General features: G+C 68.4%; 22 protein-coding genes. 13 read left to right on the forward strand and 9 right to left on the reverse strand.

Features of this window, described 5'->3' with window-relative positions:
- Positions 1-88 precede the first annotated feature (88 nt).
- The 4 genes from purB to ACHMXB_RS16595 all read left to right on the forward strand — a co-directional run bounded on the left by purB (position 89) and on the right by ACHMXB_RS16595 (position 3,460).
- Positions 89-1,531, forward strand: a complete 1,443-nt coding sequence (gene purB / locus ACHMXB_RS16580; RefSeq protein WP_395400075.1) for an adenylosuccinate lyase — start codon at positions 89-91, stop codon at positions 1,529-1,531.
- A 146-nt stretch (positions 1,532-1,677) separates the two neighbouring features.
- On the forward strand, positions 1,678-2,343 hold the full coding sequence (locus ACHMXB_RS16585) for a histidine phosphatase family protein (protein WP_395400077.1): 666 nt from the start codon (positions 1,678-1,680) through the stop codon (positions 2,341-2,343).
- Between the two features lie 104 nt (positions 2,344-2,447).
- Positions 2,448-2,951, forward strand: a complete 504-nt coding sequence (locus tag ACHMXB_RS16590; protein ID WP_395400079.1) for a GNAT family N-acetyltransferase — start codon at positions 2,448-2,450, stop codon at positions 2,949-2,951.
- A 74-nt stretch (positions 2,952-3,025) separates the two neighbouring features.
- Entirely contained in the window at positions 3,026-3,460 is a 435-nt protein-coding gene (locus tag ACHMXB_RS16595) for an acyl-CoA thioesterase (protein WP_111903068.1), read from the forward strand.
- Positions 3,461-3,521: 61 nt separating this feature from the next.
- On the opposite strand, the gene ACHMXB_RS16600 is transcribed toward ACHMXB_RS16595, so the two are convergent.
- The 3 genes from ACHMXB_RS16600 to ACHMXB_RS16610 all read right to left on the reverse strand — a co-directional run bounded on the left by ACHMXB_RS16600 (position 3,522) and on the right by ACHMXB_RS16610 (position 6,752).
- Positions 3,522-4,553: an FAD-dependent monooxygenase gene (locus ACHMXB_RS16600; protein WP_395400081.1), complete on the reverse strand. Its 1,032-nt coding sequence runs from the start codon at positions 4,551-4,553 to the stop codon at positions 3,522-3,524.
- Positions 4,554-4,680: 127 nt separating this feature from the next.
- A complete protein-coding gene (locus ACHMXB_RS16605) occupies positions 4,681-5,865 on the reverse strand; it encodes a 4-hydroxybenzoate 3-monooxygenase (protein ID WP_395400083.1) in 1,185 nt (394 codons plus the stop codon).
- A 137-nt stretch (positions 5,866-6,002) separates the two neighbouring features.
- On the reverse strand, positions 6,003-6,752 hold the full coding sequence (locus tag ACHMXB_RS16610; RefSeq protein WP_395400085.1) for an IclR family transcriptional regulator: 750 nt from the start codon (positions 6,750-6,752) through the stop codon (positions 6,003-6,005).
- A 247-nt stretch (positions 6,753-6,999) separates the two neighbouring features.
- On the opposite strand from ACHMXB_RS16610, the gene ACHMXB_RS16615 reads away from it, so the two are divergent.
- The gene (locus ACHMXB_RS16615) at positions 7,000-9,456 is read left to right on the forward strand and encodes a molybdopterin oxidoreductase family protein (protein ID WP_395400087.1); all 2,457 of its coding nucleotides are present in this window, start codon (positions 7,000-7,002) and stop codon (positions 9,454-9,456) included.
- Positions 9,453-9,914: a hypothetical protein gene (locus ACHMXB_RS16620; RefSeq protein ID WP_395400089.1), complete on the forward strand. Its 462-nt coding sequence runs from the start codon at positions 9,453-9,455 to the stop codon at positions 9,912-9,914. Before ACHMXB_RS16615 ends, ACHMXB_RS16620 begins: the two co-directional genes overlap by 4 nt.
- Positions 9,915-9,917: 3 nt before the next feature.
- On the opposite strand, the gene ACHMXB_RS16625 is transcribed toward ACHMXB_RS16620, so the two are convergent.
- Positions 9,918-10,994, reverse strand: a complete 1,077-nt coding sequence (locus tag ACHMXB_RS16625; RefSeq protein WP_395400091.1) for an FUSC family protein — start codon at positions 10,992-10,994, stop codon at positions 9,918-9,920.
- Between the two features lie 182 nt (positions 10,995-11,176).
- Positions 11,177-12,172: a hypothetical protein gene (locus tag ACHMXB_RS16630; protein ID WP_395400093.1), complete on the reverse strand. Its 996-nt coding sequence runs from the start codon at positions 12,170-12,172 to the stop codon at positions 11,177-11,179.
- A 266-nt stretch (positions 12,173-12,438) separates the two neighbouring features.
- Here ACHMXB_RS16630 and ACHMXB_RS16635 point away from each other — a divergent pair, with 266 nt between their 5' ends.
- Entirely contained in the window at positions 12,439-13,344 is a 906-nt protein-coding gene (locus tag ACHMXB_RS16635; RefSeq protein WP_395400095.1) for an amino acid-binding protein, read from the forward strand.
- Here ACHMXB_RS16635 and ACHMXB_RS16640 read toward each other — a convergent pair.
- Complete coding sequence (locus tag ACHMXB_RS16640; RefSeq protein ID WP_395400097.1) at positions 13,314-14,297, reverse strand: aldo/keto reductase; 984 nt, start codon at positions 14,295-14,297, stop codon at positions 13,314-13,316. The two genes, ACHMXB_RS16635 and ACHMXB_RS16640, sit on opposite strands and share 31 nt — an antisense overlap.
- Positions 14,298-14,343: 46 nt before the next feature.
- A complete protein-coding gene (locus ACHMXB_RS16645; RefSeq protein WP_395400099.1) occupies positions 14,344-15,261 on the reverse strand; it encodes a diacylglycerol/lipid kinase family protein in 918 nt (305 codons plus the stop codon).
- Between the two features lie 204 nt (positions 15,262-15,465).
- Between ACHMXB_RS16645 and ACHMXB_RS16650 the strand changes: the two genes are divergently transcribed.
- The 6 genes from ACHMXB_RS16650 to ACHMXB_RS16675 are packed head-to-tail and all read left to right on the forward strand — an operon-like array spanning position 15,466 to position 21,665.
- Positions 15,466-16,485, forward strand: coding sequence for a VOC family protein (locus tag ACHMXB_RS16650; RefSeq protein ID WP_395400101.1), 1,020 nt, complete (start codon positions 15,466-15,468; stop codon positions 16,483-16,485).
- 1 nt (position 16,486) lies between these two features.
- Positions 16,487-17,428 (forward strand): fumarylacetoacetate hydrolase family protein, encoded by a 942-nt coding sequence (locus tag ACHMXB_RS16655; RefSeq protein WP_395400103.1) that lies wholly within the window; start codon positions 16,487-16,489, stop codon positions 17,426-17,428.
- Positions 17,425-18,441: a cyclase family protein gene (locus ACHMXB_RS16660; RefSeq protein WP_395400105.1), complete on the forward strand. Its 1,017-nt coding sequence runs from the start codon at positions 17,425-17,427 to the stop codon at positions 18,439-18,441. Before ACHMXB_RS16655 ends, ACHMXB_RS16660 begins: the two co-directional genes overlap by 4 nt.
- 9 nt (positions 18,442-18,450) lie before the next feature.
- Positions 18,451-19,584, forward strand: a complete 1,134-nt coding sequence (locus tag ACHMXB_RS16665; protein ID WP_395400107.1) for an FAD-dependent monooxygenase — start codon at positions 18,451-18,453, stop codon at positions 19,582-19,584.
- Positions 19,581-20,684 carry an amidohydrolase family protein gene (locus tag ACHMXB_RS16670; RefSeq protein WP_395400109.1) on the forward strand — a complete coding sequence of 368 codons (1,104 nt, stop codon included), beginning with the start codon at positions 19,581-19,583 and terminating at the stop codon, positions 20,682-20,684. The genes ACHMXB_RS16665 and ACHMXB_RS16670 overlap by 4 nt, the downstream gene beginning before the upstream one ends.
- Before the next feature lie 3 nt (positions 20,685-20,687).
- Positions 20,688-21,665, forward strand: coding sequence for a fumarylacetoacetate hydrolase family protein (locus ACHMXB_RS16675; RefSeq protein WP_395400111.1), 978 nt, complete (start codon positions 20,688-20,690; stop codon positions 21,663-21,665).
- A 59-nt stretch (positions 21,666-21,724) separates the two neighbouring features.
- Here the strand turns inward: ACHMXB_RS16675 and ACHMXB_RS16680 are convergent, their stop codons facing one another.
- Together ACHMXB_RS16680 and ACHMXB_RS16685 are read right to left on the reverse strand one after the other, a co-directional pair.
- Positions 21,725-22,759, reverse strand: coding sequence for a hypothetical protein (locus ACHMXB_RS16680; protein WP_395400113.1), 1,035 nt, complete (start codon positions 22,757-22,759; stop codon positions 21,725-21,727).
- Positions 22,756-23,184 carry a DUF6379 domain-containing protein gene (locus ACHMXB_RS16685; protein WP_395400115.1) on the reverse strand — a complete coding sequence of 143 codons (429 nt, stop codon included), beginning with the start codon at positions 23,182-23,184 and terminating at the stop codon, positions 22,756-22,758. The genes ACHMXB_RS16680 and ACHMXB_RS16685 overlap by 4 nt, the downstream gene beginning before the upstream one ends.
- Between the last annotated feature and the right edge of the window lie 4 nt (positions 23,185-23,188).

Consider the following 23,188-nt stretch of genomic DNA (forward strand, 5'->3'; position numbering starts at 1 on the left):
AGAAGTGCGCGAGGGCGGGGCTGTGGAGGAGAAGTCACAGGAAATCCCGTGCTTCAGCGGGCACAGAACTTCATGAAAGAATCAGGTCATGCCTGAAACTGCCGCCACAGCTGACACCCGTACGCCCTCCGGACGCCTCGCCCTCGCCGCGTCAGGGGAACAAATCGCGCTCGGCCCGCTGGACGGCCGCTACAAGTCCGCCGTCGGCCCCCTCGTTGACTACCTGTCCGAGGCAGCCCTCAACCGCGACCGCGTGGCCGTCGAGGTGGAATGGCTTATCCATCTGACCGGGGACAACGTGCTCCCGGGTGCCGGCCCCCTGACCGAGGACCAGCAGCAGCAGCTGCGCGCGATCGTCACCGAATTCGATGCCGCCTCCGTCACCGAGTTGGCCGAAATCGAAGCCGTCACCGTCCACGACGTGAAGGCCGTGGAGTACTACATCGGCCGCCGCCTGCCCGCCATCGGCATCGAGAACCTGACCGCCATGGTGCACTTCGGCTGCACCTCTGAGGACATCAACAACCTGTCCTATGCCCTGGGCGTGAAGGGTGCTGTGGAGGACGTGTGGCTGCCCGCAGCCCGTGCCCTCGTGGCTCAGATCAGCAAGATGGCCGAAGACAACCGCGCCGTTCCGATGCTGTCCCGCACGCATGGCCAGCCCGCCACACCCACCACCCTGGGCAAGGAGCTCGCCGTCATTGCGCACCGCCTGAACCGGCAGCTGGAGCGCGTCGCCAGGACCGAATACCTCGGCAAGATCAACGGCGCCACCGGCACGTACGCCGCGCACGTGGCCTCTGTTCCCGGCGCGGACTGGCAGCAGGTCGCGAAGTCGTTCGTTGAGAAGCTGGGCCTGACCTGGAACCCGCTGACCACGCAGATCGAAAGCCACGACTGGCAGGCAGAGCTGTACGCGGACGTCGCCCGCTTCAACCGGATCCTGCACAACGTCTGCACGGACATCTGGAGCTACATCTCGATCGGCTACTTCGCGCAGATCCCCGTGGCAGGCGCCACAGGCTCCTCCACAATGCCGCACAAGGTCAACCCGATCCGCTTCGAAAATGCCGAGGCCAACCTGGAGATCTCGTCCGGGCTCCTGGATGTGCTGGGCTCCACCCTGGTCACCTCCCGCTGGCAGCGCGACCTCACGGACTCCTCCAGCCAGCGCAACATCGGCGTGGCCTTTGGCCACTCCCTGCTGGCCATTTCCAATGTGGCCAAGGGCCTGGAGCGGCTCGACGTCGCGGAGAGCGTGCTCGCCGGTGACCTTGACAGCAACTGGGAAGTCCTGGGCGAAGCCATCCAGATGGTGATGCGTGCGGAGGCAATCGCCGGCGTCGAAGGCATGGAGAACCCCTACGAGCGGCTTAAGGACCTTACCCGCGGCCAGCGCGTGGACGCCGCCCGGATGCAGGAGTTCGTCCAGAGCCTGGGCCTCTCCCCAGAGGCAGAGGCGCGGCTGCTCGCCCTGACGCCGGGCAAGTACACCGGCATCGCGGACCAGCTGGTTGACCACCTGAAGTAAGTACGACGACGGTGCCGGGCCTTGGTGCCCGGCACCGCTTCCGTTTCCGGCAGCTTCCGCAAGGCGGCTACTGCACGAACCGGCCGGTCCCGCCTACGGCGGCCCGTACCGCTCCCCTTCCCGACGACGACAAGGAACGCGAAACCATGAGGCTGCTGCTCATCCGCCACGGCGAAACTCCCGGGAACGTGCTGGGGCAGCTGGACACCGCCCACCCCGGCCCCGGCCTGACCGAGCTGGGCGAGCGTCAGGCCGAGGCCCTGCCGCGGGCCCTGGTGAACGAGCCGATCAGCGCGCTGTACGCCTCCACGCTGGTCCGCACGCAGATCACCGCCAAGCCGCTGAGCCGGGAGCTCGGCCTCGATGTGGAGATCCTGGACGGCATCCACGAGATCGAGGCGGGCGCCCTGGAAAAGCTGACGGACCACGAGTCCCACCGGCGGTACATGAGCACCGTGTTCGCCTGGACCGACGGCGACTTCGACCGCCGGATGCCCGCCGGGCCCAACGGGCACGAGTTCTTCGAACGCTATGACGCCGCCATCGCCAAGGTGACCGCGGAAGCCGCCGGCACGGGCGCCGTCGCCGTCGTAAGCCACGGGGCCGCGATCCGCGTCTGGGCGGGCCACCGGGCAGACAACATTGACATGGAATTTGCCGCCCGGCACGTGCTCGCCAACACCGGCATCGTGGCGCTGGAGGGCGGCCCCGAGACCGGCTGGAACCTTATCCACTGGGACGCCAGCCCCGTCGGCGGCCTTGCCCTGGCCGACCCCACCGCCGAGGACCCGATGGGAAAGACTACGGGCTAGGTCCGGCGCCAAGTGTTCCCACGGCGCTTACCGGCAGGAAACACCGCGGTAACGGCGCGCTTCTAGCCTTAATTCGCATAACCCTTCGGCGAATCGAGGCACAGATGCAGACCAATCCCAGGCTCAACATCCGGAAAGTCAGCTGGTCGAACCCTGTGGGAGCTGATCTCCGCGCGGCACAGCAGGCGGAACTGGACGCCCGCTTCGGGTGCCCCGACCATGAGCCTGGGCCCAAGCCCTCCGAAGTGGACACGGCCGTGTTCCTCGTGGCTTACGACAAAGGGTCAGGCCAGCCGGTGGGCTGTGGGGGCCTGCGGCTGCTCGACTCCGAGACGGCGGAAATCAAACGCCTCTATGTTCTCCCCTACACCCGCGGTTCAGGCGTGGCCAGCTCCATCCTGGCCGCCCTCGAGGCCGAGGCCTTCGCCCAGGGCATCACCCGGATCACTGCGGAGGCGGGTTCGGCGCAGACCGACGGACGCAACTTCTACGCGAGCTCCGGCTTCGATCCGGTTCCCAACTTCGGTCCCTACATCGGCGTCGAGCACTCGTACTGCTTCGAAAAGAGGATCAATTCCCATAGCGCGGCGCACACCGCCATGGCCTGAGCGGGCCATCTTTGCAGACCGACGGCGGCCGTCACACTCCGGTGGGGCGGGCCGCCGTCGGCTAATCTCGCGCTATGGAAACCAAAGACATTACGTTCCGCACCCGCAAGTGGGTGCGGCCCGAGGACCTCAACGCCAACGGCACCCTGTTCGGCGGCAGCCTGCTGAAGTGGATTGACGAGGAAGCTGCCATCTATGCCATCCTCCAGCTGGGCAACGGCCGCGCGGTCACCAAGTACATCTCCGAAATCAACTTCGTGAGCTCCGCGGTTCAGGGCGACCTCATTGAGATGGGCCTGACCGCCACGCGCTTCGGCCGCACGTCGATGACCATGCGCGCCGAAGTGCGCAACATGATCACCCGGCAGAGCATCCTCACCATTGAGGAAATTGTTTTCGTGAACCTCAGCTCCACGGGCAAGCCGGAGCCGCACGGCTACACGGAAATCACCTATGACCGCGACCGCATCCCCACGCACCACCTCACCGAAACGCTGCAGCAGGACTGACGCGCCGCCGTCGTCCTGGTTTTAACCGTCGTCCTGGTTTCAGCCGGAAGGGGCCGGGGCGCTAACGGGAAGCCAGCCTCAGCAGCCCGTCGCGCAGCGGCTGTGCACGTTCGGTCAGCGCCACAGCCGCCATGGCGGAGGAGGCCAGCCGCAGCAGCTGGGTCCGTAGGGCGCGCTGCCGGTTGTAGGCCCTGAGCGCGTCGTCCATCGGACGGGCGTTGAGGAGTCCGGCCAGCGTGACGGCGTCCACGAGCGCCTCGCAGGCGCCGCGGCCCAGGTTGGGCGTCATGCCGTGGGCGGCGTCGCCGGCCAGGACGGCGCCCGGCCGCACGAAGCTGCCGAGGCTGGGCGTGGTCCAGATCCGCTGCGCCAGCATGGCGTCCGGCCTGGCCTGCTCCAGCGCTGTCCGGACGGCCGGCGCGCTTCCGGAGAAGCGCCCCCTTGCCTGCTTCAGCGCTTCGGCTGCATCAACGCCCGCCGGCCCGAGGTTTGAGCGGAACGAGGCATACCAGTAGGTCCGGCCGGCGGAGGCCGGCGTGATGCCGAACAGCTGCCCGCGTCCCCAGTATTCCCCGCCGGCGTCGGCCTGGACGGGAACGGACAGAACGCCCCGCAAGGCAAGGTACGGCGTCAGCCTCGCCTGCGACCGGGCGCCCCAGAAGGAGCGGCGGACCACGCTGTGGACGCCGTCGGCCCCCACCAGCAGGCCCGACGACAGCGGTCCGGTGGCGGGGATGTCGTCCACCCTGCCCTCGGCGCGCCGCACGGAAGCCGGCACGGCGGCGTCGAGGATCCGGATGAGGTCCGCCCGTGAGACGCCCAGGACTCCGCGCACCTCGGGTGCCGCCAGGGCTGTGCCGGTGGCGTCGCGCAGGGCCATCCCGCCGAACGCCGTGCCGGCTTTCCTGATCTGTGGCAGCACCCGCAGGACGGCCAGCGCCGCCTGCGCCTCCGGCCACATGGCCAGCGACGTCTCCACCGCCGGAACGCCGGGCCGCTGCTCGTGGATGGCGACGTCGAAGCGCTGCGGGTCAAGGCCGGCCGCGAGCGCGAGGCCGGCGATGCCGCCGCCGATGATCGTTATGGCTTCCATGGACCGATGTTAAGCCCGACGGCGGGACGCCGGGTCGGCGGTCCACTCCCGGCTTGAGCGGCCCTCCCCCGCACGGGCGGCCGGGGCCCGGGCCGGTCAAGAGGGGCACGGCCGGTTGAGCCGAAAACTAGGCGGACGGCCAGCCGGTGTAGGCCTCGGCAAGGTACGCCTGGCCGTGCCGTGAGGACACCACGGAGTGCAGCTCGCCCAGCTGCCGGGCCCGGGCGAAGTCGCCGGCGTCGGCAGGGGTGTGCAGCATGGTGGTCATCCAGTAGGAGAACTGCTGGGCCTTCCAAACGCGGTCCAGGGCGCGGTCGCTGTACGCGTCCAGGAGGGCCGTAGAGCCGCTGTTGTAGTAGCTGTCGAGTCCTTCGAACAGCACCTTCACGTCGTGGATCGCCAGGTTCAGGCCCTTGGCACCGGTCGGCGGCACAGTGTGCGCGGCGTCGCCGGCCAGGAACAGCTTGCCGTGCCGCATCGGCGTGTGCACGAAGCTGCGGAACGGCAGGACCATCTTGTCGATGACCGGGCCTTCCTTCAGCTCGAAGCCGTTGCCGTTCACCCGGCTGCGGAACTCCGACCAGATCCGCTCATCGGTCCAGTCGGCCACGTTTTCCTTGGGGTCGCACTGGAAGTACATGCGCTGCACGGTTTCGGTGCGCTGGCTGATGAGGGCAAAGCCGTTCTCGGAGTTGGCGTAGATCAGCTCGTCGGAACTGCGCGGCGCCTCGGCCAGGATGCCGAACCACGCGAACGGGTACTCGTGGAAATACCACTTGCGGTGCGACTCGGGGATCTGGAAGCGGCAGTGGCTGCGTGAGCCGTCGGCGCCGGTGATGAAGTCGGCCTGGAGCTCATACTCCACGCCGTCGGCATCCGTGAACCAGACTTTGGGCTTGTCCTCGATGCCGTGGATGGTGGTGTCGGTGACGCTGTAGCGCACGTCGCCGCCGTCGGCCTCACGCCGGCCGGCGAGGTCCATGAAGACGTCGGTCTGCGGGTACAGCCAGACAGACTCCCCCACGAGTTCCTTGAAGTCGATCCGGTGGCTCTCGCCGTTGAACCGCAGCTCGATCCCGTCGTGCCGGTCGCCTTCGCGCAGCACACGGTCGGACACACCGCTGTCGACGAGCATGTTCACCGTGCCGTGCTCCAGGATGCCGGCACGGACCGTCTCGGAGATGTCCTGGCGGCTGCGGATTTCGATCACGGTGGATTCGATTCCGGCCTTGGCCAGCAGGTGGGACAGCATGAGCCCCGCGGGTCCCGCGCCCAGGATGGCCACCTGGGTGGTGATGATCTGTCGTGCCATGGTGTTCCTCGCTCCATTGCGTGTGCCCAACGGCCGGAGCCCGGGCGGAAGGTGGTTGCTGGCTAACAGTGTGCAACGAGGAGTGTGGTTGTCGTTACATCAATTCCGCTGAATGGAAGCAGTCTGCAAGGGAAGACTCAGCCGGCAGCCTCAGCCAGCCGCCGCCCGATACCGCGCGCCGCCGTCTGGAGCGCTGGAACCAGCGCCTGCATGCGCATCTCCCGCAGGGGAACCACGACGCCGATCGCCGCCACCGCCCGCTTCTGGCCGTCCAGCACGGGAACGGCAATACCCCATGTGTCGGGATCGATGACGCCCGCCAGTTCAGCGAAGCCCTGGTTCGCTGCCTCGGCCAGCAAGGCGCGCACTTCGTCCCGGCTCACCTTCCCGGCGGGATCCGCGAACTGGTCCAGGTACTCGGCCTGGAGATGCTTGGGCTGGTGCGACATCAGGGCCAGCCCGGCCGACGACACGTGGATGTCCATTCGGCCGGCGATCTGCGCCCGGTTGGCTACGGATCCGCGGCGGGACAGCCGCTCCACGAACAGCGCCTCCCAGCCGTCCAGCACCGCGAGATTCACGTTCTGGTTGAGCACGTGTTGGATGTCCTCCATGAACGGCATGGCTGCCTGGCGCAAGACCAGCGTGGGCGAATTGCGGTTGACCAGCTCCCAGAGCCGCAGGCCCAGCCGCACCGACCCGCCGGGGCTGGTTTCCAGGAGCCCGTGCGCCGCGAGCTGACGCACCAGGCGGTGTGCTGTGGTGAGGGGCAGGCCGGCGCGATCCGCGAGCTCGGACAGCTGCAGGACAGAGACGCCGGACGGGAAGGCCGCGATGACGCGCACCACGCGGTCCACCACCGAATCCCCGGAGACAGAGTTGGCCAAAGTCCTGCTTCCATTGAATGGTTCTTGGTGGTCCAGAGTACTCGCGGACTTGCGTTAGTGGAACCAAGACCGGCCGGTCCCCGCATAACCGGCCGGGAGCGGGGCCGGTTATGCGGGCAAGGGCCGGTCACCCGGCACCCGGCCGGGAGGCCGCCGTCGAACGCTCATGACGCAGCCCTTCCGCTGGCGACGGCGGCGGGTAACCTGAGGGCAGTAAGTTCACTTACCATCCTTGGAGGCTGACCCCATGACGGACCGGATCGCAGACATCTGGGGCGAACGGACACCACACGGAAGCGGGCAGGCCTGGCCCGAGCGCATGGACCAGGTGCTGGCCGAGGGGCTGACAGACGGCGACGTGGACCGCTGGGTGCAGTCGGCCTGCGTCCTGTGCAGCAACGGGTGCGGCTGCGACATTGCCGTCAAGGACGGGAAAATGGTGGGCATCCGCGGCCGCGTGCAGGACAGGGTGAACCGCGGCCGGCTGGGGCCCAAAGGCCTCTACGGCAGCTGGCAGGGCGAGCAGCACCGGGACCGCCTGACTAGGCCGCTGATCAGGGTGGACGGCGAGCTGGTGCAAACCGACTGGGACACCGCGATGGGCCGCATCGTGGAGCGCAGCAAGGAGCTGCTGGCCAGCAAGGGCCCGCTCAGCCACGGCTTCTACACCAGCGGGCAGCTGTTCCTGGAGGAGTACTACGCGCTGGGCATGCTCGGCAAGGCCGGAATCGGCACGCCGCACATGGACGGCAACACGCGGCTGTGCACCGCCACGGCCGCGGCGGCGCTGAAGGAATCATTCGGTGCCGACGGCCAGCCCGGCAGCTACACGGACGTCGATGAATGCAGCGCCGTCTTCCTCTACGGCCACAACATGGCGGAGACGCAAACGGTCCTGTGGGCGCGCGTTCTGGACCGGCTGGACGGGCCCAACCCGCCGAAGCTCGTGTGCGTCGACCCGCGCGACACCGAAGTGGCCCGCCGTGCCGACGTCCATCTGGCGGTTCATCCGGGCACCAACCTGGCCCTGATGAACGGGCTGATCCGCGAAGTCCTCGCCAACAACTGGATCGACGAGGACTACATCAGCCAGCACACCGCAAACCTGGAGCAGCTGCGCAGCGTGGTGGAGCCGTGGACCCCGGAGAAGGTCGCGGAAACCTGCGGCGTGAATGCCGCGGACGTGCGGCGCGCGGCGGAGATCTTCGGCACCGAAGACAGGGTGCTTTCCACGGTCCTGCAGGGCTTCTACCAGTCGGCCCACGCGACGGCATCGTCCTGCCAGGTCAACAACCTGCATCTGCTCCGAGGCATGCTGGGCAAGCCGGGCTGCGGCCTGCTGCAGATGAACGGCCAGCCCACCGCCCAGAACAACCGGGAATGCGGGGCCGACGGCGACCTCCCCGGCTTCCGTAACTGGGAGAACCCGCAGCACGTTGAGGAGCTGGCCCGGCTGTGGAACGTGGATCCGGGCGTCATCCCGCACTGGGCCCCGCCGACGCACGCCCTGCAGATTTTCCGCTACGTTGAACAGGGTTCCATCGGGCTGCTGTGGATCTCCGCCACGAACCCGGCAGTGTCCATGCCGCAGCTGGAACGCATCCGGCACATCCTGGACAAGGACAGCCTGTTCCTGGTGGTGCAGGACATCTACCTCACTGAGACCGCGCAGTATGCCGACGTCGTTCTCCCCTGCGCTGCCTGGGGCGAGAAGACCGGCACCTTCACCAACGTTGACCGGACCGTCCACCTGTCCGAGAAGGCCGTCGATCCGCCGGGGGAGGCGCGGAGCGACCTCGACGTCTTCCTCGACTATGCCCGCCGGATGGGGTTCACGGACAAGGACGGGCAGCCTCTGCTGGACTGGGCCGGCCCCGAGGACGGCTTCGAGGCCTGGAAGGAGTGCTCGCGCGGCCGGCCGTGCGACTACACCGGCCTCAGCTATGACAAGCTCCGCGGCGGCAGTGGCATCCAGTGGCCGTGCACCGATGGCCAGCCGGGCAGCACAGCGCAGCCCGAAGGCACCGAACGGCTATACACCGACGGTGAGTTCCCCACGGCGCCGGAGTACTGCGAGTCCTTCGGCCACGACCTCCTCACCGGCGCCACCACGGGCGAAACCGAGTACAAGGCAACGGTGCAGCCCGGGAAGGCCTGGCTCAAGTCCCTCGACTACGCTCCGCCGCATGAGGAACCCGACGCCGAGTACCCGCTGCGCTACACCACCGGCCGGACGGCGTACCACTTCCACACCCGCACCAAGACCGGCCGCAGCCGCCGGCTCAACGCCGCAGCACCTGAGCCGTGGATCGAGATGTCCGTGGAGGACGCCGCGCGCGCCGGCTGCCAGGAGGGGGACATCGCCCGGGTGACATCGCGCCGCGGCAGCTTGGAGGTTCCGGTGCGGGTCGGCGACATCCGGCCGGGCACCGTCTTCGCACCGTTCCACTACGGCTACTGGGACACGTCCGACGGCGGTGCTGCCGCCGGCAGCGGGACCGGGGATCCCGCCGTCGTTCTTAAGCCCGACGGCGGCCGGCACCGGGCCGCGAACGAACTCACCATCACCGAATGGGACCCGGTGTCCAAGCAGCCGCTGTTCAAGAACGCCGCCGTGCGGGTGGAAAAGCTGCGCAGCGGCGACGGCCCGTCGAAGGCACCGGACACCACCGCATCCCGCCGCGCCACAGGAGCCCGGCGATGAAACTGCCTGTCTACATCGGCCTGCTGGACGAGGCGGAGGCCACGCTCGCGTCGTCGTTCCGGGTGGTGGCGGACGGCCACGGCGACGAACCCGACGTGCATTTCATCCTGCAGACGTTCGCCAAGAAATGCGACGCGCACCGGGAGGCGCTGAAGCCTGTCATCGACCGCTACGGCGAAGACGTCGAGGGCGAGGAGGAGCACCGGCTGACCGCCAACGGCGTGAAGGAGGTGCGCTCCGGTCCGCTGGCGTTGATGCTCGACCTGCAGGACCTGTACGTGCTGGTCAACCACATCGATGTCACGTGGATGATGGTAGGGCAGGCCGCCAAGGGCGACCGGGACAAGGAACTCCAGGGGATCGTGGAGCAGTGCGAAGGCGACTCTGAGCTGGAAATCCGGTGGCTGCAGACCAGGATGAAACAGGCCGCGCCCCAGGCGCTCCTCGTCGCTGAGTAGCGCCTACCGCGCCGCTACCCCCGCCGAAGTCCGCCGCGACAACCGGGACCACACGGCTGGGGCAAGCACCACGGCGATTCCGACGGCGGCGCCGATCACCGTCTCGACTATGCGGTCCCGGAGCAGGATGCCGGGTGCGGCCGGGGATACCAGCAGCGTGGAGGTCAGGGCCAGCGGCGTCACGAAGACCTGGGCCAGCACGTAGTTCCGGGCAATGAAGAGCTCGGCGCCGAACTGGCAGATGGCGATCACCAGGACCGTCTGCCACGGCACCGGTTGCAGCAGCAGGATGCCGGCCAGCAGGATGAGGCCCAGCACGGTGCCGATGATCCTCTGCACGCCGCGGGCGATCCGGTGCCGCGTGGTGCGTCCCACCAGCGGAACCACGGCGGCCACCATGGCCCAGTAGTTGTGTCCGAAGCCGAGCAGCTGGCCCACGAGGGTGGCGAGGGTGCCTGCGAGCCCCGCGGCCACGAGGTAGCCGAGCGCCTCGAGCCCCGCCGCCCGCTTCTCTTCCGCGGTAAGGCGGACGGGCGGGGGCATCTCCCACGGGGTCCGGCGGCTCCGCAGCACCCGGGAGGACAGCCCCACGGCCAGGCAAAAGAGCGTGGTCAGGACGGAGACCAGCAAGCACTGCCACAGCGGCGGCTGGCTGGGGATGGACGCGATCGCGGCGAAGGCGAAGATGTGGAACAGCGAGCCGGCTGGCCGGTGCCGCCACCGGGCGATCACCCATGAGCAGCCGCCGGCCACCAGGGTGGTGGCCAGCACCTGCACCCAGATGCTCGCAGCCTGGGACAGTCCGCCGGCGTGCACCGTGCGGGCGGTCAGCGTGGCCAGGAGGATCACCAGCAGCATGAGCGCACCCGCCCGGACCTGGATGAAGAACCGCTTGCGGTGCAGCTCGCCGCGGCCGTAGATGCCGGTGAACGCGCCGAACGAGGCAAAGATCGCCAGGTCCAGGCGGCCCAGCAGCACCAGGGTGATCAGCGGCACGAAGACACCCACGGCGCACCGCACGGCGACGTGATGATCCTTGTTTGCCGGGGCAAGGGTGAACATCTCGGCCAGCAGCTTCACGGGGGATTCGCGCCTTTCGTTGCAGTTTGGAACTGACGACGGCGGCACTGGCGTCCGCTTACCAGCTTAACGGGGGCGGCCGCCGCCTTTCCCGTGGTGGCCGCCTGCTGTCCTGTTGCGTTCGTCTCCCCCGGCGCGGGCCTCCTCGGCGGGGGTCTATCGGGCGGGCCTACTGGGCGGGTCTACTTGGTGGCGTTGGTACGTGCGTGCACGGTGACCACTTCGAAGGTCTTGGCGTTCGGCACTCCGAACTTGGCATTGACCGCGGCGAGGGTGTCATCGAACAGTGCGGCCGTCGTCGGGATGTTGAAGTGCCGGCTGGTGATGACCTCCCGCACCTTCGCTGTTGATTCGTGGAAGTTCACCCGGAGCCTGCTGATCTGGTTGGACATGTTCTGCACGGCCCAGACGGTATCGCCCTTGACCAGGATGCCGTCGACGTTGGGCACTTTCACGCCCTTGATCGCGGTGCTGGCTCCGGTCCGCGGGCTGACCGTGTACAGCGCCTGGTTACCCGAGTGGGCCACCACCAGGCGGCCGGCGTCGCGTGAGTAGGCGATGCCGTTGAGGTTGAACTGCTTGCTGGTATCCGCAGCGGGGCCCTTCAGCGCCAGCGTGCGGACGCTGCCGAGGTCGCCGTCGTCGTCCACCGGAATGAAGTACAGCTCACCCTGCCGGGAGTTGGTGAACCAGGCGCCGTGGTCCGTGAGCGCCACGTCGTTGATGAAGACGTCCTTCTTCTTGGTCAGCTGGTAGGTCTTGACCGTCTTTCCCGTGTCGGTGTTGTACACGTAGGCCTGGCCGGTGGGGCCGCCGGCCACGAACAGCAGATCGTTGTGCCGGTCTGCCTTCATGCCCACGGCCATCCTGCCCGCAGGCGCATCGATGAACCTGGTGGCCTTGTCCTTGCGGATGTCGCCGCGGTAGATGTCCCCTGTGACGAGGTCGCCGGCGAAGAATCTGGTGCTGCCGGCGGCCGCGATGCCTTCGGCGCCCTTGGCCCCGTCCAGCAGGATGACCGGGGCGACGTCGTCCGATCGCGACTGCACCGACCGGGCCTCTCCGGCCGAGGCGACGGGTGCGGGGACCAGGAGCGCGGCGAGGGCAAGGAACCCTGCGGCTGCAAGGCGGCTGGTACGGCCTGAACTGATGCTGATGGGCATGGCGGTGCTCTCCACGAGTCGACTTTTCCGTGCGAGCAGGCCGTTGTACGGGAGTCCGCACGCTGGTCTTTTCAGTGTAAGGACCGGGCCGGGGGCTGGCCATAGCCGGGATCGCGGAAGCCACGCCCGTCCCAGGCTGCGAGTTTTCGTCCAGATATCGGGCCCAAAAGCCCCGTCAGGGGCCATTATCTGGACACAAACTCCACGGGTCGGGGGATGGTTTCGCGGGATCGGAACGCGGGGGCAATCCCCCTGTAACAGCGGCCGGGCAGGCTGGGAGCATGAAGCCCCACGCGACTGCCCCGTCCCCTGCCGAACTGAGCTGCGAAGTCTGCGGTCAGATGCCCGAGCCCACCAAGACGCGCCTCACGGTGGCCAATGTGGCCGTCATGCTCCCGATCGAACTGCTGGTGCACGCGCTGGTGGTGCAAACGCATCTGCCCTATCTGGCCAAGGTGCTGGTCCTGACGCTGACGGCAACCGTCCTGGTGATCTGGGTGGCCGAGCCGTCCGCCGCGCGGATCCTGCGGCGGTGGCTCCACGCACCCGCGCTCCGGCACCGCCGGCACCTTGGCGCGGCTCCGGCTCTATGGCGTGCCCGGACCGTGCTCCGCGACGAGCCCGGCTCCCTCAAACGGATCACCAGGTCGCTGGCGCTGCTGGACACCAACATCCTGGGCATCCATGTGCACCCCGTCCGGGGCGGGGTGATGGATGAATTCGTGCTGTCCGCCCCGGGAGAGGTCAGCGAGCGCCAACTGCTGGAGGCCCTGGCGGACGGCGGCGGGTGGAACGCCCAGGTCTGGCCCACCACCGCCCTGGCCATGGCCGACGGGCAGACCAAGGCCCTGAGCCTGGCCGCCCGGATCGCTGCCGCACCCGGGGAGCTGCCACTGGCCGTGGCCGAACTGCTGTCGGCCCGGGTCCTCGACCCCGGCAGCGAGTCAGCCCGCCACGGCCTAATGAACGGCGGTGAAACGAACGACGCCGGCACCATCCTGAAGATTCCCACCGCCTGGCACGGACCCATCACCTTCTTCCGGCCCGGCGAGCCGTTCACGCCGGCCGAATCGGCCCGCGCCCACCGGCTCGCGGAGCTCGCCGAAATCCTGGCGCACCGGGAGCCCCTTACGCACCGGGAGCCCCAGCGGCCCGGTCAGAACCCGGAGGGGTTGCGGGGCGTGTAGCTCTCCTCGAGGCGCCGGACCTCCGAGTCGGTCAGGGCAATCCCGACGGCGGCAGCGGCGTCGTCGATATGGCGTTCCTTGGTGGCCCCGATGATGGGGGCGGTGACGGCGGACTTGCCCGCGCTCCAGGCCAAAGCGATCTGCGCCATCGGCACGCCGCGTTCATCCGCCACGGCGGCCACTGCGTCAACGATGGCCCTGTTCGCGTCCTCGTCCTGCCTGTACAGCCCCTTGCCGAACTCGTCGGTGTCCTGCCGGGTCCCGGAGCCGGCAGCACCCCACGGCCGGGTCAGGTTTCCGCGCGCCAGCGGGCTCCAGGGGATGACGCCCACGCCCGTGGCCTGGCAGAACGGGTGCATTTCGCGCTCCTCCTCCCGCTCGAGGAGGTTGTACTGGTCCTGCATGGACACGAACCTGGTCCAGCCATGCAGCTCCGCCACATGCTGCATCCGGGCGAACTGCCAGGCCCACATGCTTGACGCCCCGATGTACCGCGCCTTCCCCGCCTTCACGACGTCGTGCAGGGCCTCCATCGTCTCCTCGACCGGGGTCACCGGGTCATAGCGGTGGATCTGGTACAGGTCGACGTAGTCGGTGCCAAGCCGGGTGAGGGACGCGTCGATCTCATGCATGATCGCTGCCCGGCTGAGGCCACCCCCGTTGCGGGCCGGGCGCATCCTGCCGTGGACCTTGGTGGCGATCTGGACCTCCTCGCGGGGGGCCAGCTCCTTGAGCAGGGTGCCGGTGATCTCCTCGCTCGAGCCGGCCGAGTACACGTTTGCCGTGTCGAAGGTGGTGATCCCCGCCTCGTAGGCGCGCCGCACGAAGGGCCTGGCTTCATCGAGTCCCACGCTCCAGCCGTGCGACCCCTTCTCCGGATCGCCGTAACTCATCATGCCCAGGACAACGGCGCTGATTTCCAGCCCGGAGTTTCCAAGTCGGACCGTCTTCATTCGGTACTTCCCTTCCCCTGCCAATGCCAGTCTGTACGGATCGGGTCTACATCCGGATTTTGAGCGCCCCGGGATCCACCCAGATGGACAGGCTCTTGACGGTGCCCACGTGGTCGCCGTCGAGCTGGAACTCCTCCTCGTGCTCCAGGGTGACCTCCATTTTCTTGCCCTGGAAGTACTCGGCGGATTCCTTCTGGTTCTTCCTGCGGCCGAAGATGCCCGCCGCGACGCCCAGCCAGCCGAAGTGTCCGCGGGGGGCCAGGATCAGCAGGTCCAGGATGCCGTCGTCGACCTTCGCCTCGGGGAAAATCTCGATGCCGCCCATGATCCGGCCGCAGTTGCCGGCCATGACACTGCGGATCCGGCGCTTGACCGGGTGCTTGCCGTCCACCTTGACTGTGGCCCGGACGGGCTTGCCCGGCAGCTTGCGGATGCCGGCTTCAACGTACGCGAGCCAGCCCATGCGGTCCTTCAGCGCGTCCACCGTGTCCGCCATGATCGCTGCGTCGTAGCCCACGCCGGCCATCACCAGGAAGACGTTCTCGTCGTCGGACCCGTCAAAGGTGCTCCTGGCGACGTCAATCGTGCGGACGGTGCCGTTCAGGACGTCGTACGCGGCGGAGACGGGATCGGAGATATCCACGCCCATGTTGCGGGCCAACAGGTTGCCCGTTCCCAGCGGCACCATCCCCATCGGCGTATCGGTGCCGGCCAGCGCCTCGGCCACGCACCGCACGGTACCGTCGCCGCCGGCGGCAATAACGACGTCGACCCCCGCCTCAAGCGCCTCGCGGGCCTGGCCCACGCCCGGGTCCTCAACGGTGGTTTCCAGCCACAGCGGCTCGGCCCAGCCCTGCGTGTCGCACAGCCGGACCAGCGCGGCGCGGAGGTCGGCGCCAACATCCTTGGCGGGATTCACGACCACGGCGGCCCGTGGCGGCGAGGAAGCATTCTGGGCGGTCATGGTGTCCTTCGGCTGCTGCGGGCGGGCCCGAAAGCCCCGGAACTCAAATCGTAGCCGCGTTCCCGGGATATGGGCACGAACCTATCAATCCGGCTGATACTTGCTATCCCAAAGTTCGCCTTCCGGGCGATACCTGGCGTGGGACAAAGTGGTTGTGAGCTTCACAGCAACCCATATCCGCAAGCACATCCGAAGGAATTCAACGTGGAAACTCCCCTCGCCCATCTCGCCCACCTTGAGGTCACCAGCCCCGACGTCGAGGCATCCGCCCGCTTCTACGAAGAGAAGTTCGGCATGCGCATCATCGATCGCGTGGATGGCAACGTCTACCTGCGCTGCTGGGGCGACTACTACCGCTACAGCCTGGTGGTCACGTCGGGCGCTGAGCCCTCCCTGGGCCGCATGGCGTGGCGGACCAACAGCCAGGAGGCTTTGGAGGCCGCCGCCGCCCGGGTCGAGGCCGGCGGCGTCCAGGGGGTCTGGACCGCGGGCGGCCACGGTTTCGGCAAGGCCTACGAATTCACCGGACCGTACGGCCACCACATCCGGCTGTTCTTTGAGGTGGAAAAGTTCGTCGCCGAACCCGAGTTCGCCTCCGTCTACCCGGACCGCCCGGAAAAGCGCAGCAGCCACTCGGCAGCACCCCGCTTCCTGGACCACGTCACGGTGGCCACCTCCGACGTTCGCGGCTTCGCCAAGTGGCACAGCGAGGCGCTTGGCTTCCGGGTCATGGCGTTCGTTGAGCTGGACGAGGCACCCATCACCGTGTTCTCGGTGCTGACCACCAACGAAAAGTCCCACGACCTCGGCGTGGTGCTGGACACCTCCAACCGCCCCGGCCGCGTCAACCACATCGCCTTCTGGGTGGACACCCACGAGGACCTGCTCCGCACCGCGGACGTCCTCATGGAAAACGGCACCCCCATGGAATACGGCCCCTCCATCCACGGCGTGGGCGAGCAGAACTTCCTGTACTTCCGCGAACCGTCCGGGCTCCGCGTGGAGCTGAACTCCGGCGGCTACCGCAACTACGTTCCGGACTGGGAACCCAACAGCTGGAAGCCGTCCGAAGGCTCCAACAACTTCTATCGCAACGGCGCCATGCCGCACTCCATGACCGAATCCTTCCCGCCTGCCGAGGGATTCACGGCCACCGAGGAAGGCGCATCGCCGGAGATGAAGGAAGCCCTGCTGAACCCGTACGCCAAGCAGGGACGCGGCTGAGATGGGGTACTCGCTGGTCCGCTTCCGTGAGCCCGGGCGCCCGCAGGCCCGGGCAGGGCTGCTGGTGGACGGCAGGATCTACTGCTTGAGCCTGGCCATTGCGGACATCATCGGGGACTGGGAGCGCTTCGGGCCGCAGCTGGAGGAGATGGCCGCGCGTGCGGACGGCACCGGCGTCGCCTTCGAGGCAGCCGAGATCCTTGCACCGGTGGAACCCCGTCAGGTCATCCAGGCCGGCGCCAACTACCGCAAGCACGTCATCGACCTGGTGGCCGCCCACCGCAAGCCGGATGACCCCCGCAGCGAGGAACAGGTTCGGCATGACGCGGCCGCCATGATGGACGAGCGCGCCAGCAAGGGAATCCCGTACTTCTTCCTTGGCCTGCCCACGGTGATTTCCGGGCCTCATGACGAGCTGGTCCTCCCTTCGTACAGCAAGGCGCACGACTGGGAACTGGAACTGGCGGCGGTCATCGGCAAGGAAGCATTCCGGGTCACCCCCGAGGAAGCGCTGGAGCATGTCTTCGGCTACACGATGGTCAACGACATCACCACCCGCGACCTGGTGTTCCGCAAGGACATGCCCGAAATCGGCACGGACTGGTTCCGGGCCAAGAACGCCCCGGGCTTCCTGCCCACCGGCCCGATGCTCCTTCCCGCCCGGTTCTTCGGCGACCCGCAGGACGCCGAACTCACCCTGAAGCTCAACGGCCAGGTCATGCAGAAGGAATCCACCGCAGACATGATCTTCAGCGTGGCGCAGCTGGTGTCCCACGCCTCGCAGACCGCGCCGCTGCTCCCGGGCGACCTGGTCCTGACCGGCAGCCCCGCCGGCAACGGTGCCCACTGGGGCCGGCTGCTGCGCGACGGCGACGTCATGGAGGCCACCATAACCGGCCTCGGCACCCAGATCACCCGGTGCCGGGACGAGGTCCGCCCATGACCGCGGACACCGAAAGGGACACGGCGCCGCCCGTCATCCAGCGCGACGACGCCCTGGCCAGCATCAGTGCCATGGCGGAGCGGCACAACAACTGGGGCCGCTGGGGCTCGGATGATGTGCTGGGGACGCTGAACTTCATCGACGCCGCCAAGCGCATCCAGGCAGCCGGGCTCGTAAGAACCGGCGAAGCCTTCTCGCTGTCGCAACCGTTCGATACCAACGGCCCGCAGAAGGGCTGGCGCCGGCGCACCAACCCCGTCCACACCATGACCGACACGGGCGTCGACGCCGAACGCGGAAACCAAGGTTTCCCGCATGGTTTCGGCGGTGCGGACGATGTCATCAGCATGCCGCTGCAGTGCTCAACACAGTGGGACGGGTTGGGCCACATCTTTGACCGCGGCAAAGCCTGGAACGGCAGGGCCGCGGGCGACGTCGTCACCTCCGAAGGCGACCTCGTCACCGGCATCGAGACAGCAGCCGCGCAGATCGTCACGCGCGGCGTGCTGCTCGACGTCGGCCGCGCCCTCGCCGCCGAAACGGGACGGAACGACGGCGAGCTCCCGGACGGCTTCGCGATCACCACCGAACACCTGGAACGGACGATCGAACGTCAGGGGCCCAGCTCCGCGGTCGGCCGCGGCGACATCGTCGTCATCCGGACCGGCCAGTACAGCCGCGCCCGGCGCGAGGGCTGGGGCGATTACGCGGGCGGATCCGCCCCCGGATTGTCCTTCAGCACCGCGCCGTGGCTGCACATCTCGGAGATTGCCGGCATCGCCACGGACACCTGGGGATTCGAGGTCCGGCCCAACGAGTTCGACGCTGCCTTCCAGCCCCTGCACCAGATCGCCATTCCGAACCTTGGGCTGTTTCTGGGCGAGATGTGGGATCCGGATGCGCTGGCGGAACGGTGTGCGGCCGACGGCCGGTATGACTTCCTGCTGTCCGCGCCGCCGCTGCCCATCACCAGCGCAGTCGGATCCCCGGTCAACCCCATCGCCCTCAGGTAGGAGTCCGAGATGGCAGCAGTACAGAAAGTCGGGATCGTCGGCGCAGGAGCGGCGGGGCTCACCGCCGCCATCCTGCTGGCCGACGCCGGGCTTGAAGTCGAGGTCCTGGAACGCGCAGATGAACCTCAGACTCTCGGTTCCGGGATCACCCTGCAAGGCAACGCGCTGCGGGTCTTCCGGCAGCTTGGCATCTGGGACCAGCTTGCCGCCAAGGGTTTCGCGTTCAGCACCCTGGGCCTCCGGGCACCGGATCCCGCCGGCACGGTCCTCGCCGTCCTGGATGACATCCGCACCGGCGGCGACGACCTGCCCGCAACCCTGGGCATGTACCGTCCGGACCTCGTGGCCATCCTGCGGGACCGTGCCGAGCAGGCTGGAGCCGTAATCCGGTACGGCCGGGCCGTCACCGGCGTCACGGACGACGGCGGCCGTGTCACCGTCAGCACCGCCGAAGGCACAAGCGGCACCGGCTCCACCTACGACCTCGTCATCGGCGCCGACGGCCTGCGCTCAACCGTCCGGCAGGCCATCGGCATCGACGTTGAACCCGCCCCCGCCGGCATGGGGATCTGGCGCGCATTCGTGGCCCGGCCCGAGGACGTGGTGCGTACCGACCTCACGTATGGCGGCCCGTGCTTCATCGCCGGCTACTGCCCCACCGGTCCGGACAGTATCTACGCCTACCTCGTGGAGAAGGCCCAGGAGCGCAGCCACGAGGACGGGCCGCGGATCATGGCGGAGCTGGCCGCAGCCTACGGCGGCCCCTGGAATGAGATCCGCGGGAACCTGGACCACAGCGCCCGCATCAACTACACCCAATTCACCAGCCACCTCGTGGACGGACCCTGGAACCGCGGCCGCACGGTGATCATCGGCGACGCAGCCCACAGCTGCCCGCCCACCGTGGCGCAGGGCGCGGCGATGGCAGTGGAGGACGCCGCCGTCCTCGCCGAACTGCTGCTCGGCCACGACGAACTCACCGACACCCTGTGGAAGGAATTCTCCGACCGCCGCCTGGACCGGGCCCGCGCCGTCGTCACCGCCTCAGTGCAGCTGGGTCAGTGGATGCTCGACGGCGTCCGCGACGCCGACGTTCCCGGCCTGCTGAATTCGCTTTCCACCATGCTGAAGGAGCCCGCATGAACACCCCCGTACCCGACACAGACGCAGACACAGACACAGACACACGAAGCGTGGACGTGCACGCGCACGTGCTGCTCCCCGCATTGCAGCAGCTCGTCGCCGACGCCGACCCGGAGGGTTTCGCGGCGCAGCAGGCCCTGGAGGTGCAGCGCAACGGCGGCGAGTCGATGACGGCTTCCGGAAAGATGATCAAGGAGCGCTGGCTCCAGCTCACAGACGTGCGGCGGCGGCTGGCGGACATGGACGCGGCCGGGGTGGGCGTGCAGATCGTGTCGCCGTCGCCGTCGCACTTTTACTACTTTGCCGGCGAGGAGCTGGCCCTGGAGCTGGCCCGCCAGGCCAACCGGGCCGTCCGGGAACTCGTGGACCAGGCGCCGGAGCGCCTGCAGGGGCTGGGCCTGGTGCCCCTGCAGCACCCGGCCCTGATGGTCGAGGCCCTGGAGCACGCGGTGCTGGAGTGCGGCCTCCTCGGTGTGGAGATCGGCTCCTTTGCTGCCACACCGGGCGAAGCGCAGACCACGGTGGAGCTCTCGGACCCGCGGCTGGAGGACTTCTGGGCGCGCGCGGCCGAGCTGGACGCGCTGGTGTTCCTGCACCCGTTCGGCTGCTCGCTGGATGAGCGGCTGGACCGCTTCTACCTCGCCAACACGGTCTCCCAGCCGGCGGAGAACGCCGTTGCACTCTCGCATTTAATCTTCGGCGGGGTGCTGGACCGCCATCCCGGCCTGAGGGTGCTGGCCGCGCACGGTGGCGGCTATCTGCCCACGAGCCTCGGCCGCTCGGACCGCGCCTGGAAGGTGCGGCCGGAGGCCCAACGGTGTGCCGAACCGCCGTCGTCCTACCTCCGGAGGCTGTACTTCGACTCCCTGGTCCACAGCCCGGCCGAGCTGCGGGCCCTGGTGGCAGCAGCCGGCCCCGACCGCGTGCTGCTCGGCTCCGACTACCCGTTCGACATGGGATCGGACGATCCGGTCGCAGACCTGGAGGCCGCCGGACTCCCGGCTGCCGAGGAGGAACTCATCAGCGCCGGGAACGCGGCCGCGCTGGGCCTTCGGCCGGCCGCTGCCCGCCCACTTCACGCACGCGTCGGAGGGAAGTAACCGATGGCCAGGATTGCGCGCTGGAATTACGACGGCGGGACGCACGCCGGGTTCGTCGAAGCGGACCGCTGCTACCCGCTCCCGCCCGAACACACCGTCGGCACACTGCTGGAGGCTGGCCTTGCCGCGACACTGCGCCTGGCGGCCGAAACCCTGGACAGCGCGGCGTCGGTGCCGCTGGCAGACGTCGTGCTGCTGGCCCCGCTGGTCCCCGCCACGATGCGGGACTTCGTGGCATTTGAAGAACACGTCGAGGGGGTCCGGAAGAGCATCGACGGCGTGGCCGGGATGGTGCCCGAGTGGTACGAGGCCCCGACGTTCTACTTCACCAACCCGCACACCGTCCGGGCGACGGGCGACGTCATCGGCATCCCCGCCGGATGCAGCGCCCTGGACTTCGAAACCGAGGTGGCCGCCGTCGTCGGGCGTGTTCCCGGCAGCGACGGGACCAACCTCTCCGCGGCGGATGCCCACCGGCATATCTTCGGCTACACGGTGTTGAACGACTGGTCCGCGAGGGACCTTCAGCGCCGCGAGATGAAGGTGAGCCTGGGCCCGTGCAAGGGCAAGGACTTCGCCAGCACGCTCGGGCCGTGGATCGTCACGGCGGACGAGTTCGAGGACCTGCACGACGACGAGGGCTTCCTGCCGGTCTCCATGGCCGTGGAGGTCAACGGGGAGCTGATCGGGCAGGACCTGCTCTCCAACATGGGCTGGCCCTTCGCCGAGCTCGTGGCCTACGCCTCCCAGGATTCCGTGGTGCGGCCCGGCGATGTGCTCGGATCCGGGACCTCCGGCAGCGGCTGCCTGGCGGAGCTGTGGGGCCGCAACGGCGCCCAGACTCCCCCGCCGCTGAAGACGGGCGACACCGTCCGGATGACGGTCGAAGGGATCGGCAGCATCGAGAACACCGTCGGCGAGCGCCGGGAGGCGGCCACGTTGGTCGCGGCCCGCAGCCGGCCGCGGAACAGGACCCGCTAAAGCCCAACCAGGTAGCAGATGAGGGCGTTCCCAGCACTGGGAACGCCCTCATCTGCTACTTACGTTGGCGATTTGTCGTACAGCCTGCGGTGGCCCCTGGCCATGCCGATGGGATCGATGTCCAGCCACTCGTGGCCGCCCCATTCGCTGGTCACCGCGCCGGCGTAGCCCGCGGCTGCAAGCTCCCGCCGGAGCTCGCCGATGGGTCCGGAAACCCTGCCGTCCCGGTCCTCGAGGTCCCAGTACTTCAGATGCACACCGCGCACCAGCGGCAGGAACTCCCGCCACTCAGCCACGGTGGTGTTTCCGAAGCGGCCGAACACCATGGAGAGCCTTGCCCTTGCAGCACCGGTCAGCTGCGCGTCCCCCAGCGCCGCGTCCAGGCCGGCCTTCAGGGATTGCGGCGTGGAACCGTGCCACTCGGCCTCCAGGTAATCGACTGCGCAGCGCGGAACACCCTCCTGCCGCAAGGCCTCCAGGTAGGACACCGGGAGCGCCGGCATGCACGCGCTCAGGTCGAAGACGAAGCCCAGCTGCCGGCTGCCGATCCGGTCAATGGCGGCAAGCTGCCGCTGGAATGACTCGCCGTCCGGCCGTATCCCGCCCTGGACTTCCTGGAGAAGCAGGACACCGTGATGCTCCGCCCGCTCCGCGAGTGGTGCCAGGATTTCGGGGGCCAGGCCGAAGGCTATGCGCGCGCCCTCAAAGCCCATGGCTGAAGCAGCCGCGAGCTGGCCGTCGATGTAGTCCACCGATTCCTGCGGCGTCATCACCCGGTCCCGCCTGAGCGCCGAGTCGTTGTAGATGCCCAGCAGGGTCAGGCGGATCCCAAGCGCTTCGGCGAGCGCCCTGAATTCGCAGCGCTCCGCAAGTGCCTGCGCGTCGGGCTGCCCGCCGGCCCAGGGGTAGCCGCGGAAGTGCTGCGGGGCATCCGCCTCAATGGCCGTACACAGCCCGGCTTCCACTGCAGACCTCAGCAGCTCGTCCGGGCTTCGTTCAGCCCTGAGCAATTCCGTGGTCAGGGAGAACATGGTGAATGCCCACTCGGGGTCCGTGAACCCGCCAGCCTGTCCGCCACGTGGGCCCGCGGTCATGACGCCACCTGCGCAAGGGGGCGTGCGCCGCCCGCCACCAGCCGCCGGCCCGACGACTGGGTGATGGCCAGCGGCCGGCCGGGGCCGGTCAGGATGTACGGGATGCTCAGGTCAACAGCAACGGCGACGTCGGCATCCTCGCCTTCCATGACGGCAGGCCCCGAGCGGACCACGAGGCTGATCCGCTCCTGGATGAACCAGGAGCGGTCCCACCAGGCATTCAGTTCGTCCAGCTCCGCCTCGTCACCGCGGATCCGCAGCGTCACGGCACCGGGATCAGCCGGAATCCCGTTAACCGTGGGCCGGATGCCTGTCACCGAAGAGAAGGGCAGGCTCCGCATCCACGGCAGCCGAAGGTCCAGTGTGTACCCGCCGGGGGCTGCCCGCAGGCTGTCCTCCGGCACTAATCCGTGCTCGAAGGACATGACG

The sequence above is a fragment of the Arthrobacter sp. UC242_113 genome, from assembly GCF_044054585.1.
Lineage (GTDB): Bacteria > Actinomycetota > Actinomycetes > Actinomycetales > Micrococcaceae > Arthrobacter.